General features: G+C 74.2%; 11 protein-coding genes. 4 read left to right on the top strand and 7 right to left on the bottom strand.

The genetic code is table 11. The features are described 5' to 3' along the window. Nucleotides 1-24 precede the first annotated feature (24 nt). From O7613_RS27840 to eccE, 3 genes are all read right to left on the bottom strand, one after another. Nucleotides 25-456, bottom strand: coding sequence for a GNAT family N-acetyltransferase (locus tag O7613_RS27840; protein WP_281585422.1), 432 nt, complete (start codon nt 454-456; stop codon nt 25-27). Between the two features lie 215 nt (nt 457-671). Then, complete coding sequence (locus O7613_RS27845) at nt 672-1,058, bottom strand: phage holin family protein (protein WP_281585421.1); 387 nt, start codon at nt 1,056-1,058, stop codon at nt 672-674. A 47-nt stretch (nt 1,059-1,105) separates the two neighbouring features. Continuing rightward, entirely contained in the window at nt 1,106-2,911 is a 1,806-nt protein-coding gene (eccE, locus tag O7613_RS27850) for a type VII secretion protein EccE (RefSeq protein WP_282290855.1), read from the bottom strand. A gap of 241 nt (nt 2,912-3,152) precedes the next feature. Between eccE and O7613_RS27855 the strand changes: the two genes are divergently transcribed. Together O7613_RS27855 and O7613_RS27860 are read left to right on the top strand one after the other, a co-directional pair. Then, nucleotides 3,153-3,470 carry a WXG100 family type VII secretion target gene (locus O7613_RS27855; RefSeq protein ID WP_281590557.1) on the top strand — a complete coding sequence of 106 codons (318 nt, stop codon included), beginning with the start codon at nt 3,153-3,155 and terminating at the stop codon, nt 3,468-3,470. A gap of 22 nt (nt 3,471-3,492) precedes the next feature. After that, nucleotides 3,493-3,786 (top strand): WXG100 family type VII secretion target, encoded by a 294-nt coding sequence (locus tag O7613_RS27860; RefSeq protein ID WP_281585419.1) that lies wholly within the window; start codon nt 3,493-3,495, stop codon nt 3,784-3,786. A 53-nt stretch (nt 3,787-3,839) separates the two neighbouring features. On the opposite strand, the gene mycP is transcribed toward O7613_RS27860, so the two are convergent. Then, nucleotides 3,840-5,045 carry a type VII secretion-associated serine protease mycosin gene (gene mycP, locus O7613_RS27865; RefSeq protein ID WP_282290857.1) on the bottom strand — a complete coding sequence of 402 codons (1,206 nt, stop codon included), beginning with the start codon at nt 5,043-5,045 and terminating at the stop codon, nt 3,840-3,842. 152 nt (nt 5,046-5,197) lie between these two features. Here mycP and O7613_RS27875 point away from each other — a divergent pair, with 152 nt between their 5' ends. Both O7613_RS27875 and O7613_RS27880 read left to right on the top strand, forming a co-directional pair. Beyond that, entirely contained in the window at nt 5,198-8,611 is a 3,414-nt protein-coding gene (locus O7613_RS27875) for an SseB family protein (protein WP_348775389.1), read from the top strand. After that, complete coding sequence (locus tag O7613_RS27880) at nt 8,608-8,973, top strand: hypothetical protein (RefSeq protein ID WP_281585417.1); 366 nt, start codon at nt 8,608-8,610, stop codon at nt 8,971-8,973. Before O7613_RS27875 ends, O7613_RS27880 begins: the two co-directional genes overlap by 4 nt. 1 nt (nt 8,974) lies before the next feature. Here O7613_RS27880 and O7613_RS27885 read toward each other — a convergent pair whose 3' ends face one another. From O7613_RS27885 to O7613_RS27895, 3 genes are all read right to left on the bottom strand, one after another. Next, nucleotides 8,975-9,907, bottom strand: coding sequence for an alpha/beta hydrolase (locus O7613_RS27885; RefSeq protein WP_282290860.1), 933 nt, complete (start codon nt 9,905-9,907; stop codon nt 8,975-8,977). Nucleotides 9,908-9,994: 87 nt separating this feature from the next. Next, nucleotides 9,995-10,504: a hypothetical protein gene (locus O7613_RS27890; RefSeq protein WP_282290862.1), complete on the bottom strand. Its 510-nt coding sequence runs from the start codon at nt 10,502-10,504 to the stop codon at nt 9,995-9,997. Between the two features lie 107 nt (nt 10,505-10,611). Then, complete coding sequence (locus tag O7613_RS27895; RefSeq protein ID WP_282294633.1) at nt 10,612-13,014, bottom strand: immune inhibitor A domain-containing protein; 2,403 nt, start codon at nt 13,012-13,014, stop codon at nt 10,612-10,614. Nucleotides 13,015-13,152: the final 138 nt, after the last annotated feature.

Raw genomic sequence — 13,152 nt, forward strand, 5'->3', positions numbered from 1 at the left:
ACTGGTCCTTTCCGGTGACCGGCGTCACCGCTGGTCCAGCTCCAGGTAACGGTCCGCCGCGACGGGTTGGAAGCCGAGCTTGCCGTACACCCCGTGCGCGTCGAGCGTCGCCAGCAGGATCCGGCGTACGCCCAGCTCGGCCGTGTGGTCGCGGACGCCGGCCGCCAGCCAGGTGCCCAACCCGCGACCCCGCTCGGCCCGTTCCACGTAGACGTCGCAGAGCCAGGCGAACGTGGCCCGGTCGGTGACCACCCGGGCGACCGCCACCTGCCGGTCGTCGCCGGGCCGGTAGACGCCGTAGCCGATCGATCCGGCGAACGCGCGCTCGACCGTCTCCCGGTCCCGCCCGAGCGCCCAGTAGGCGTCCCTGGCGAGCCAGGTGTGCACCCGGGCGAGGTCGAGCCGGCCCGGGTCGGTGCTGAGCTGGTAGCCGTCCGCGCGGGTCAGGGTGAACACCCGGCCGAGCGTAGTGCCTCTCCCCGCGCCGGACACCTGCCAATTCCCGCCCGTTGGACCGCCCGCCCGTTGGACCGCCCGCCCGTTGGACCGCCCGCCCGTTGGACCGCCCGCCCGTTGGACCGCCCGCCCGTTGGATCGCCCACGCGCCGGGCCGGTCGGTGGCCGGGCCGGTCGGTCGCCGGATCGCAGGTACCGGCGACCGACCGGGACCGTCAGTCGCGGTCGAGGACGGCGCCGAGGATCCAGGTGACGATGCCGACGAAGAGCGCGCCCAGCACCGCCGCCGGCCAGAACCCGTCGACGTGGAACGGCAGCCCGGCCTCTCCGGCGATCCAACTGGTCAGCAGGAAGAGCAGGCCGTTCACCACAAGCGCGATCAGGCCGAGGGTGAGCAGGTAGAAGCCGCACCCCACGGTCTTGATGATCGGCTGGAGCACCGCGTTCACCACGCCGAAGATCACCGCGACGAGCACCAGGGTGGTCACCGTCTCGGTGGCCGAGTCCGAGTCGAGCGTGATGCCCGGGATGAGCAGGGTGGCGAGCCAGAAGGCCACCGCCGTCGTGCCCACCCGGATCAGAAGGCCCTTCAGAAAATCCATGGCCGGGATCGTGCCACGCCGGTTCCACGGGCGGAACCCTGTCCGCTTCAGCGGCGGACCGGGTGACCGACCAGTTGCGACTCGACCGGGGTCGGCGAGAGCAGCGCCCACCGCAGTGCCCGGCGGTTGACCACCGCCACCATGTCGTCGCGGATCCGGGTGAGCCAGTCGGCGGACGGGCCGAGGCCGAGCGCCGCGCCGGCAAGCGCCGCCTCGGCCGGGTCGAGGGGCTGGAGGACAGCCAGGTCCGCGCGGGCCAGCGCGGGCGCGTCCGCCGAGGTCAGCTCGTCGCGGACCACGAGCACCGACTGCCACGCCGCCGCCGGACCGACCTCCGGCGGCACCGGACCGGCGTCGACCACGAGCAGCGCCGGCCGCAGCGGCGAACCGGGCGCGCCACCGACCGGCCGCCCCGGCGGGAGCAGCGGCATCACGCCGCCCGGCCCCCCGGCCCCGCGGACGAACGCCTCCCACGCCCGGGGCCGGGCGGTCTGCACCGCGACCCGGGCGCCGAGCGCCAGCGCCCGCAACACGAGCAGCTGCGCGGCGGGCACGCCGCCCACAAGCAGCACCCGGGTCGTCGCCGGCCGGAACAGGCGCACGGTGAGCGGGCCGCCCCGCCGGTCGGCACCCACCATCAGGCCGGACCCGCCGACCCGCAGGTCCGGCGCCGCCGGCGGTGACCCGGCCGGGGGCGCACCCGAACCCGCAACCGCCAGTGGCAGGGTGGCGGCCAGCCCCGCCAGGTGCTCGCCGTCGAGGCGGCACAGCTCGCCGCCGGCACCGCCGGCCACCCGGTTCAGCGCCCGCTCGGCCACCGACAACTCCGCCGCGCTCGCGGCGGCCACCCGTACCGTCAGCTCGGCCGGGACCGGCGCGGAGTCGGCGCGGGGGCCGACGCGGAGTGCGACTGTGGTGGCGGTGGCCGGCACGGCCAGCAGCCGGGGAACCAGCCCTCGGGCGGCCTCACCGCGCGGATCCGGCCACCGGCGCAGCCGCCAGGTCGCCTGCGCCAGCCCACCCACGGTGAGCAGCGGCCAGGTCTCCCGGGCCGGCGCGCCGGCCTCGTGGTGGGCCAGCTCGGCGATCACCCGCAGTGCCGCCGGCACGCCGAGCGGCGTGCCGGTGAGCGGGCCGAGCCGGCGGACCGTCCGCCGGACCGTGCCGGAGAGCGCCCGCAGCAGCTCCTCGTCCGACCAGCCGTCGGCCCGCAGCACCCGCAGGGCCAGCACCACCCGGGCGCGCCCGGCCACCCGGCCGTCGGTGAGCTGACGGTACGACGTGCCGGCCGGACCGGCCGCGACGCCCGGCGCGGGCGCGGGCGACGCCGAGAAGAGCAGCTGGAGCCGGACCGGCGGGCTCTCCGGTCCGACGGTGGGAAGGAGGTCGAGCGGCGCCGGCAGCGCCTGTGGGCGGTCACCGAACAGGTCGTCCGGGTCGCCGAGCTCCAGCAGCGCGGTCAGCCCGCCGGCGTCGTGCAGCACGGCGGCCGGGCCGCCGGCCAGCTCCGCCGCGTGCGCCACCGTGCCCGGCCCGACCAGCTCCAGGACCGCCGCCGGATCGGCCCCGGCCGGCAGGGCGCGGCGACGGCCGAGGTACGCCAGCCCGACGCTGAGCCATTCGTGCAGCCAGCGGCCCCGGTAGCGGACCCACGCGGCGGGTAGCAGCAACGTCGCCGCCAGCACCGCGACGGTGGTGAACGCGACGCCCCGCCCGGCGGACGCCACGAGCACGGCGCCCGCGACCTGCGTCATCACGACCTGACCGGCGCGGAACCGGGTGCGGGTGCGGCGTCTCCACGGCGACGCCGGCACGGATGCGGGCGGGGGCCGTTCCGCCGTGGTCGCGGTCACCGCACCTCCTCGCCCGGCTGCCGGGTGACGTCGCCGTGGCTCATCGTAGTGGCCTCGTTGTCCACAGGGGAGGGCTGGGGGGTAGCAGAACCGGAGTGATGCGGCTACCGTCAGCGACGAAAACCGTCGACGCGTGCGCCCGCCGTCTCCCTCCCCTCCGGCGGCCGCGAGCGCCGCGCGACGAGTCCACGGTGGCCACACGGTGGCCAGCCACGACCGAGGAGACGAGGTGACGTCCGGGATGTCCCAGACCCAGGCAGAGGCCGCGGTGATGCATCAGACCGCCGCGAAGTTCGAGCAGGCCGATCAGTCGCTCCAGACCATGCTCAGCGGCCTGATGGCCGAGCTGGAGGTGTTGCAGCAGGCCTGGCGGGGCGCCGGTGGGCGTTCGTTCGAGCAGGTCAAGCAGCAGTGGGCGCAGGACCAGACGGCCCTGCAGCGGGCGCTGCGCGAGACGGCCACCGCGATCCGCACCGCCGGGCGGCACTACGACGCCTCCGACACCGAGGCCGCCGGCCGGGTGTCGGGCACCAACCGCGGCATCCAGCTGCCGCTCTAGACCTCCGGAAAGGAACGAACCGATGGAGCATGGTGTGCTGGTCGTCAACTTCGCCGCCCTGCATCAGGCCGGCGCCGACATCCAACGGGCGCTGACCACACTGGAGAGTCAGCTCGGGCAGCTCGAACGGGACGCGGCGCCACTTGTGGCGAGCTGGAACGGCGCGGCCCGCGAGGCGTACGAGCAGCGACAGTCCCGGTGGCGGGCCGCCTCGCAGGACCTCCAGGCGATGCTGCGCGACATCAAGCTCGCCGTGGAGGATTCCGCGTCCGACTACCTCGACACCGAGAAGCGCAACGCCAACCTGTTCCACTGACTCCGGTGTGGCCCGGGCGCCGCGCCCGGGCCACGAGCCGGCGGTCCGACCGGTCAGACCGGCCCGGCCGGACGCCAGCGCCGGCGCGCCCCCCGGGGCAGCACCACGGCGAGCAGCGCCACAAGTGCCGTCGCGCCACCGGTCACGCCGGCCACCAGCAACGCCCGCTCCCGCACCGCGGCGCGGCGGGCGCGACGGTCGAGCGCCGCCGGATCAGGCCGGTCGGCCGGGAGCGCGACGCCATTCCGGCGAGCGGCGCCCGCCCCGCCGGGCGACTCGGTCACCGCGCGGTACGGGTTGAGCACCCCGGCGCCGTAGCCCTCACCGCGCCCCGGGGCCGGGTACGTGCCGCCGACGATGCGTGCGGCGACCTCGGCCGCGCTCAAGCCGGGACGATACTGGCGCAGCAACGCCGCGGTGCCGGCCACGAACGGGGTGGCATAGCTGGTCCCCTCGGCCCGGTGGTGGCCTTGCCGGGGCGCGGCCATCAGCACCTCGCTGCCGGGAGCGACCAGATCGACGTACGGGCCGGTCTGGGAGAACGCGGCGCGCACCCCGTCCCGCCCGATCGCGCCGACGCCGAGCACCCCGTCGTACGCCGCCGGGTAGGGCCGGGGATCGCCGTTGTCGTGCAGGTTGCCGGCGGCGGCCACCACCACCACGTCCCGCCGCACCGCGTAGGCGACCGCGGCGCGCACGGCCGGGTCGTCCGCGTACAGCACGACCGAGAGGTTGAGCACGTCGGCGTCGTGGTCCACGGCCCAGCGCACGGCCCGGGCGAAGTCGGCCGCGTCGACCGTGCGCCCGGACTCCCGTCCCTCGACCACCTGCTGCTCGCTCACCCGCACCGGCAGGATGAGCGCGCCCGGCGCGAGCCCGTGGAATGCGACGCCCGGTCGCGGCGTGGCGGCGATGATGCTCGCCACGCCGGTGCCGTGCCCGGCGCAGTCGCGGGTGCCGTCCCCGCCCGGGTCGAGGAAATCGGCGCCCGCCAGCACCCGGCCGGCGAGCTGCGGGTGCGACCGGTCCACCCCCGAGTCCACCACCGCCACCACCACGCCGGCGCCGGTCGCGAGCGGGGCGAGCCGGTCCGGCGCGTACCGTTGCTGGGGCCACGGCTGCTCGACCACCGGGCGGGCCGGCGCGGGCGGGGCGGCGCAGCCGGACGGCGCGCGAGCCGCCGCCGGCGCCGCGGGCAGGCCGGTGACGAGGAAGGTCGCCAGAGTGGCCACGGTCCGGTGGGTGAACGGCCGAGGCATCGACGACCTCCGTAACATGTCGACTCCGGAACGCGATGTTAGCGCCTCATCGAGGCCGGGGCCGACCGTCGATGGCCAGGGATTGTGATCTTGTTACCACCTTGTAGGTTGTAGGCGATACCTGTGGCCGGTGCACGGAAGGAGAGGTGGCCGTGACCGGATGGGAGCCGGCCACCGAGGCCGAGGTGGCGATGCGGGACGCGCTGCACGCGCAGGACCAGCAGCAATACTTCCGCGTCCTGGCCCACGTCGATCTGGTGCTGCCGGTCGCCGGCGGGTCGACCGCGGGGTGGGGCACCTGGACCTCCGGGGGCCGCACGCACGTGTTGGCGTTCACCTCCGTCGCCGCGCTGCGGGCCAGCCTGGGTGAGAACGCGGGCGCCACCCGCCGGGTGCCGTACGTGGACCTGGCCGCCGGATGGCCCGACCCGGAGTGGTGGCTGGCCGTCAACCCGGGCCTGCCGATCGAGGGCTACCTGCCCGCCTGGTATGTCGCGCAGCTCTCCCGGGGGGATGTCCGGCTGCCCGGCCGGACCATGGGTGCCCGGGCCCGGTTGCAGCGGGTGGAGAGCGCCACCCGGGCCGCCCGCAACGGCACGCCCGAGCCCGCCCCCGAGGCGCCGACCGTCCCGGTGCCCGCCGCTTCCGTTCCGGCAGCTCCGGTGCCGCCGCCGTCGGTGCCGCCGCCCTTGGTCCCGCCGCCCTTGGTCCCGCCGCCGTCGGTGCCGCCGCCGTCGGTGCCACCGTCCCTGGGTCCACCGCCGTCGGTCCCGCGGGGCCGGGGCGGGTGGGCGGCGGAGCCCGACGAGCCCGCCACCGTGCCGATGCGCACCGCTCCCGGGCCGGGCCGCCGCGTGCCGACCGTACCGCCTCGTCGTCCGCGGCCGGCGGCCGGCGACGGTGGCGACCGGGCCGGGGTCGGCGAGGGCGCCGACTCCGACGCGCTTGACGGCTGGCTCACCGACCTGCGCCACCGGCCGGACGAGCCGGATCCGTTCGCCGCCGGCCGGGCCGCGGCGGTCGACGAGACGCCGACGGTGGCAGCGCCGCCACCAGCCCGATCCTTCTTCGAACCCACCTCCGGCCGCCCGTCCCGGCGGTCCTCCCCGCTCGACACGTCCCGCCGGTCCGCCGAGCGGGGCACGCCGCCCTCCCGGTTCGCCGGTGGTCAGCCGTTTCCCCGACGCCGGCCGCTGAACGAGCCGGTGCCCGAGGACCCGACGCGGGCGTTCCCGACGGGGGCGGACGTGCCGACGCCGGCACCGCGGCCGGCCGATCCGGCACCGTCGTTCCGGCCGGCCCGCCCGGCCGAGGACCCCACCCGGACGCTGCCCCGCCGGCAGCCCGCGCCGGCCGCCTCCGCGCCGCCGGACGAGTGGGCTCCGACCCCTGCGGACCGCTGGGAGTCCCTCGACGCCCCCGCGGAAACGGAGGAACTGCCGCCGTCGATCGTCGAGCCGGTGTCCGCGCCGCCCGCGTCACGTCGTGACTTCACCCCGATAGTCATCGAGGGCACCGTCATCGAGGCCCGCGACCTCACCATTCCCGGCCAGTTCGGGTCCACGCCGCCGGCCGCCGACGGGTACGCTGCCGGCCCCGCCGCGTCGTGGGCGACCCCCTCCGGGCCGACCGTGCCCCGACCGGCAGACCCCCCGGTAACGTCCCCGGTCGGCGCGGCCGATCTCAACGAGCCCGCCCGGACCGACGACCGCCCGACGGCCGAGTCGCTCCAAGCCGAGTCGTCCCGTGCCGAGTCGCTCCGTGCCGAGTCGCTCCGTGCCGAGTCGCTCCGTGCCGAGCCGTTCGGTCCTGAGCCGTCTGGGGCCGAACCGGCAACGGCGACTTCCGGCTGGCCGGACCCGCCGCCGAAAGCGGGTTGGGCGGCGGCCGAGCCGGGCGACCTGACCGGGCCACCCGTGTCCTCCGATGGACCGACGGTGTCGCTGTTCCAGCCGACCACGCCGCTGTTCGAGCCGACCACCCCGTCGTCCGAGCCGGCCCCGGCCGAGCCGGCCCCGACGGCGTCAGTCGCCGACGAGCGCACCGCATCGTTGTTCGAACCGGTGTCGCCGGCCGAGCCGACGGTGCCGCTGTTCGCGCCGTCGGCGTCCGGCGAGCCGACCACCGCGCTCTTCGCGCCCGCCTCGCCCGGCGCGCCGTCGGCGTCGCTGTTCGATCCGGTGGCGTCGTCCGGTGAGCCGACGGTGGCGTTGTCCGAGCCCGCGTCGCCCGGCGAACCCACTGCGTCGCTGTTCGATCCGGTGTCGTCGCCCGACGAGCCGACGGTGTCGCTGTTCGAGCCCGCGTCGCCCGACGAGCCGACCACCGCGCTACGCCCACCCGCGTCGCCGGCCGAGCCGACGGTGCCGCTGTTCGCGTCGGCGTCCCCGGACGAGCCGACCACCGCGCTGTTCACGCCTGCGTCGCCCGGCGAGCCGACCACCGCGCACTTCGCGCCGGGGTCGTCGGGCGAGCCGACCGCGTCGCTGTTCGCTCCGTCGGCTGCGCCGACGGAGCCGCCCCACGTCCCCGGCACTGCGGAGCGGACCGTCGACCAGCGGGTGACGGCTCCCCGGGCGGAGCCGGCGGAGCCGGACTTCGTGCCGGCGAACACGGTGGAGGAGGAGTTGCTGGCGGCGACCGGCAGCGGGAACGCGGACGGGTTCCTCACCACGCTGCTGCTGGCCCGGGTGATGCTGCCGGTGGCGTTCGACTCGGCACCGGGCAGCCGTCCAGGTGACCCGGGTTTCGCCTGGCGCACGGAGACCGTCGACGGGGTGCGCTACGTGGCGGTCTACACCTCGCCGGAGCGGCTCGCCGAACACACGGAGGGACCCGTCGACACGATCCGGGTCAAGTTCGTCCAGCTGATCCGGTGCTGGCCGGACGAGAACTGGTCGTTCCTCATCAACCCGGGCAGCCTGGTCGGCGCGGCGTACCCGGGGGAACAGGTGCTGGCGCTCGCGAACTGGGCCGCCGAGGTGGGGCTCGGCGACGACCCGGAGACCGAGCCGGAACCGTCCGCCTCCGGGCCGGCGCCGGCCGCCGAGCCCCGCCGGAATACGGCGGCGACGCCGCCGAGCCCGCCGGTGACCATGCAGAAGGCGGTCGCGGCGAGCCAACTCGCCTACTACCTGGAGCGCGGCTACGACCGGGTCTCCGGCTTCGTGCACCGGGCCGGCGAGCTGGCGCACCTGCGTACCCCGGCGGAGCTGTACGACGCGCTCGGTCTCGGCCATCCCGGTTCCCCCTTCTCCCGCGCCGACGAGGAGCTCTACCTGCTGCGCTGGCCGGCCTACCGGCCGAGCCTCTACCGGATCCCGTACGGCGGGCAGAACGAGGCCGCGATGCGGGCGATGGAGGGCTGGGTGATCGAGCGTCCGCCGTTCCGCGGCAACGGCTTCGCGCCGAGCGAGAACAGCGACGTGATCGCCGAGTTCAAGGTGGACAGTGCCCGGCTGCCGCACGGTGCGCAGCTGTGGCGGATCGGCGCCGACGGGGACGCCCGGCTCGTCGCGACGCTCGACTCCGACGCGCTGCGCTGGCAGAAGGCGGACCAGGCGTGACCCGCGACGGCTACGTGGCGCGCTGGCGGGGCCGGGAATACCAGGCCAGCCCGGACGGCGACGACATCCGTCTCTACCAGCCCGACCCCGACGAGGGTTTCACCGAGGCACGCCCCGGCCGGTACGTCCGGGTGGTGCCGGCGGCCGAGGTCGACGATCTGGCGTACGTGCGGACCACCTGCACCTGGCAGGGGCAGCCGTTCATCGTGCTGGCCGAGCACGAGGGCTGGCTGCGGGTCGAGTACACAGGTGGGCGTTGGCCGGTGGCGGAGGCGATGGGCCTGGAGGCGTTCGACTTCGGCGTCTACCAGGGTTGGGCGCCCGCGACCGAGGTGGTCGGGCTGGGCGAGCAGCGGGTCTGAGTCAGGACTTCGCCCACCGCAGGATCTCGCCGAGCACCACGTCCCGGGCCTCCACGTGCGGGAAGTGGCCCACGCCGTCGAGCAGCCGCCACTCGTACGGCGCGCTGACGTAGCGGCCGGAGCCCTGCGCGGTGCGGGGGAGGGACGCGCGGTCCAGCGCGCCGTGCAGTTGCAGGGTCGGCGTGACGAGCGGCTTCTGCATCAGCTTGACGAACCGGTAGCCGTGCAGTCGCAGCGCCGAGCGGAACGCCCAGCGGTAGCCCTCCAGCGCGCAGAACGCGGCCTGCGGGATCTGCATCGCCATCCGGCAGCACCTGGCGTAGTCGGCGAAGTCGGGGCCGTCCACCCAGCGCGGCCCGCCCCAGCGGCGCAGCATCTCCGTCACCTCGGCGGCGCCGTCCCGGGTCAGCACGTGCTCGTAGCGGGGGAGCTGGAACTTCAGCGTCGCGGTGGCCGAGGCGAACTGCCCGCGCGGGTCGGCGACGATGGCGGCCCGCAGCCGGAGCGGGTGCGGCGCGCCGAGCACCACGAGTCGGCGTACCAGGGTGGGGTGGAACGATGCGGCGGTCCAGCCGATCAGCCCGCCCACGCCGGTGCCGACCACTGTGGTCGACCGCTCGCCCAACGCCCGGATCAGGCCGGCCACGTCGGCGGCGAGCGTGTAACCGTCGTACCCCCGGGGTGGCTTGTCGCTCGCGCCGTAACCGCGCAGGTCGACGGCGACCGCGCGGAAGCCGGCGTCGGCGACGGCCGGCAGCATCTCGTGCCAGGCGTACCAGTATTCCGGGAAGCCGTGCAGGAAGAGCACCATCGGGCCGGTGCCCGCCTCGACGACGTGGAACCGGCTGCCGTTGGCGCCGACGAACCGGTGCGTCCACGGCCCCTCGGGCAGGACGCAGGACTCGTCGGCGGGTCCGCCGCGCTGGTCGGTCATGAGGCACAGCCTAGGGCCGCCGGCTGCCCACCGGCCCCGCAGGTGGGCAGGATCAGGGGTTTCTCCGGGCGGAGTCGGGGTGCGCGGTCAGGCCACGCGTTCGATGCGCAGCAGGCCGACCAGCCGGCCCGGTCCGCATGCGACGCCCTCCGGCGCCGGGCCGACCGTGACCCGGACCCAGGTGCCGGCGGGCCAGGTGCCCTGGTCCGGGCCGTACAGGGCGTGCTCCTGGCCGTCGTCGGTGACGAGCGTGTAACAGGGGCCGGCACCGCCGTCGCTGATCCGGCCGGCGAGGACGTTGGGCTTCCGCTGGTCGGTGGGGTGCCGTGGCGGCCCGGTCGGTGGCCGGAGCGTCGGCAGGTCGGTGGTGGAGAGCGGGGGCCGGCCGGAGGAGGCGGCCGGGGCCGGGGTTGCCGGGGCCGGGGTTGCCGGGCTCGATACGGCCGGGCTCGGCGCGGTTGGGGAGGGCTCCGGCGCGGCGCCGGTGGATCCGGTGGGGTCGGGCACGGCGGCTTCCTTCTCCGGGCTCGCGCAGCCGGCCAGGGCCAGGGCCAGCACGAGGACCGCGGCCAGGCGGCGGTCGAGGCTTGTGGTCACCCGTCTCAGACGCGCGGCGGGTCGCGACGGTTCCCACCTGGAACACGGGCGAGGCCCGGGCAGGTGACCTGCCCGGGCCTCGTCGTGGTGTCGCATGGATCAGCGGTTCAGGAGAAACGGACCTTCATCGAGGTGCCGTTCTGCTCCAGGACCTTGATCTTCGTGCCGGTGGCCGGGAGCTTGACGCCGTGGTTCGGCAGCTCCGGGTACCAGTACTGCTTGGTGTCGTTGAACAGCGGCTCCGCAGCCTGACCGCGGATGTACTGCGGCTGGCTGTTGATGTGGAGCGTGAACGAGTCCGCCTTCTTCAGGCTGAACGGCGCGTCGTAGACCTGGACGCGGGCCCGCCAGGGCTGCCCGGTCAGGTTGTAGATCGGCCGCGGGTGAGCGTCGATGTAGAGGTTACGACCCTCACCGGGGTGCGCGAACGTGTCGTTGTCCGCCCACCGGAGGTTCCAGTAGGAGATCAGCAGACCCTCCTGGTACGCGTAGTGGTCCACGTAGTCCGGGCGGGTGTTCGCGTAGCCGAAGTAGTACGGGCCGGTCTTGAGGTACTTGTCGTACGAGGTGTACGACCGGTTGCCGGCGATGTAGTAGTTGTCGAACTTGCGGGTGTAGGTCTCCTCGACGATGCTCCAGCCGCTGAGCGTCCAGCCGGCGGCGCCGGCCTCGGCGCCATCGGTGAGCAGCGTCTGACCGTCGGCGGTCACGGTGATGGCGTCACCGTAGAAGCCGCCCTCGGAGACGCCACCGTCGGTCTGGTAGCGGAGCCGGAACTGCACGGCCTTGCCGACGACCGAGTCCAGCGAGACGTTGACGTCGACCCACTTGTCGTCGCTGGAGCCGTCCAGGGCGTACCGCCCGGGCGAGATCTCCTTGAGCGCCTTGCCGTTGGCCGTGCCCGGGAGCGAGACCCAGCTCTGGCCACCGTCGGTGGAAGCCTCGAAGAAGAGGTAGTCGTAGTCCTCTTCGATGCTGTAACGACCCTTCATCGACACCGCGGCGCTGCTCTTCCCGGTGAGGTCGATGGCGCGCGTCATCGTGGTGTTCAGGTCGTCCTCGTTACCCGAGAAGAACTGCTTCGTCCCCTCGAACGGCTTGCCGTTCTGGAACGAGTACTCCCGCTGCGGCAGCACCACCACGGCGCCCTGGGCCTTGGGGGAGTTGTACTCCTGCGGGCCCAGTTGCAGCGTGCGCTTCTGACCGGCGACGACCACCTCGTAGTCGAGCCAGCCGAGCTGGAGCTTGTTCCAGGCGCCCAGGTCGCCACCGCGGTCGCCGATGCCGGCGTCGTTCTTGGCGCCGAGCCGGCTCTGGGCCATCAAGGTCCAGTGCTCGTTGTTGTTGTCCCCACCACTGACCACGTTGTAGTCGTCCGGCAGACCGAGGTCGTGGCCGTACTCGTGGTAGAAGACGCTCCGGCCACCGTTCTCCGGCTGGATCGTGTAGTCGCCGATCCAGACCCCGGTGTTGCCGATCTCGGTGCCGCCACCCGGGAAGGTGGACGGGCCGGTGCTGCCCTGGTCGCTGGCGAACGCGTACCAGCGGTGGCTCCAGATGGCGTCCTCACCCTGGATCGGGTCACCGTCGGCCTGGTCGCCGCCGGCGTGGACGATCTGGAAGTGGTCGATGTAGCCGTCCGGCTCGTTGAAGTTGCCGTCGCCGTCGTAGTCGTAACGGTCGTACTCGTCCATCGACTTGACGTCGGCGGCGATCTCCGCGTCGGAGCGACCCTGCGCCTTCTGGTCGGCGACCCACTGGTTGGCGGCGTCGCGGACCAGGTTCCAGGTGTTGGTGCAGACGTTCGAGGCGCACGGGTAGCCGTCGGAACGGCCGTAGCGCGCCTCGTTGTACTTCACCTTCACCCAGTTGGTGACCTCGCCCTCGACGCTGTACCGACCGGAGGACTGGGCCTCGTAGTACTGCTTCAGCGACTCGTCACCCGGGTTGGTGCCGAAGTACATCTGCCGGAAGTGATCGGCGCTGAAGTCCGGCTGCCAGATCGTGGAGTTGTCCACCGCCCGGTTGGGCTGGGGGATCTGGTTGACGCGCGGCCCGTCGAACCGGGTCGGACCCGCGGTGTCCGGGTCGGTGTCCTGGTCCGGGTAGTTCGGGTGCCGCTCGTCGCCGAACTCCGCGAGGATGACGAAGATCTTGTCGGTCCGCTCGCGGGAGAGCTCGACGTACTGGTCCTTGGTCGGACCCTTGCCGGCCTTGGTGCTCTTGGCGGACTTGCCCGCCGCGGCACCCTCGGCAGCCGTCTCGCCAACCTTGACGACGGTACTGCCGTTGATCTTCTGGGCCTTCGCCCTGCCGGACAGGACCTCGCTGAGGCCTTCCTGGCGCAGTGCGCGCCGCTTGTCCTCGAGCGGGTTGGGCAGGTCGTGATCAGTCTGCGCAGGCTCGGCCACCGACGGGGCGGTGGTCGGCAGCTTCGGCGTCGGCGCGGCGCTGGCGGACGTACCTGCCATCAGCCCCGTCGCGGTCAGCGAAAGCCCGAGCAGACCCACTGCGACTTTGCGCACGTGGTACCTCCGGTGTTAGGGAACCGGCCCCATGGGGGTACGGGCCGGTGGAACGTCCCACAAGTGGGACCCTTGGTGAACATAGACACTGCTGGGACTGGTGGGAAGATGTGCGCGTCGATT

Origin of the sequence: Micromonospora sp. WMMD975 (genome assembly GCF_029581215.1) — a bacterium.
Taxonomy (GTDB): domain Bacteria; phylum Actinomycetota; class Actinomycetes; order Mycobacteriales; family Micromonosporaceae; genus Micromonospora.

Bases quoted from the DNA above. Each gene is read 5' to 3' on its own strand.
- O7613_RS27845 (WP_281585421.1), bottom strand. From the start codon at position 1,058: ATGGATTTTCTGAAGGGCCTTCTGATCCGGGTGGGCACGACGGCGGTG.
- mycP (WP_282290857.1), bottom strand. From the start codon at position 5,045: ATGCCTCGGCCGTTCACCCACCGGACCGTGGCCACTCTGGCGACCTTC.
- O7613_RS27885 (WP_282290860.1), bottom strand. From the start codon at position 9,907: ATGACCGACCAGCGCGGCGGACCCGCCGACGAGTCCTGCGTCCTGCCC.
- O7613_RS27860 (WP_281585419.1), top strand. From the start codon at position 3,493: ATGGAGCATGGTGTGCTGGTCGTCAACTTCGCCGCCCTGCATCAGGCC.
- O7613_RS27855 (WP_281590557.1), top strand. From the start codon at position 3,153: ATGTCCCAGACCCAGGCAGAGGCCGCGGTGATGCATCAGACCGCCGCG.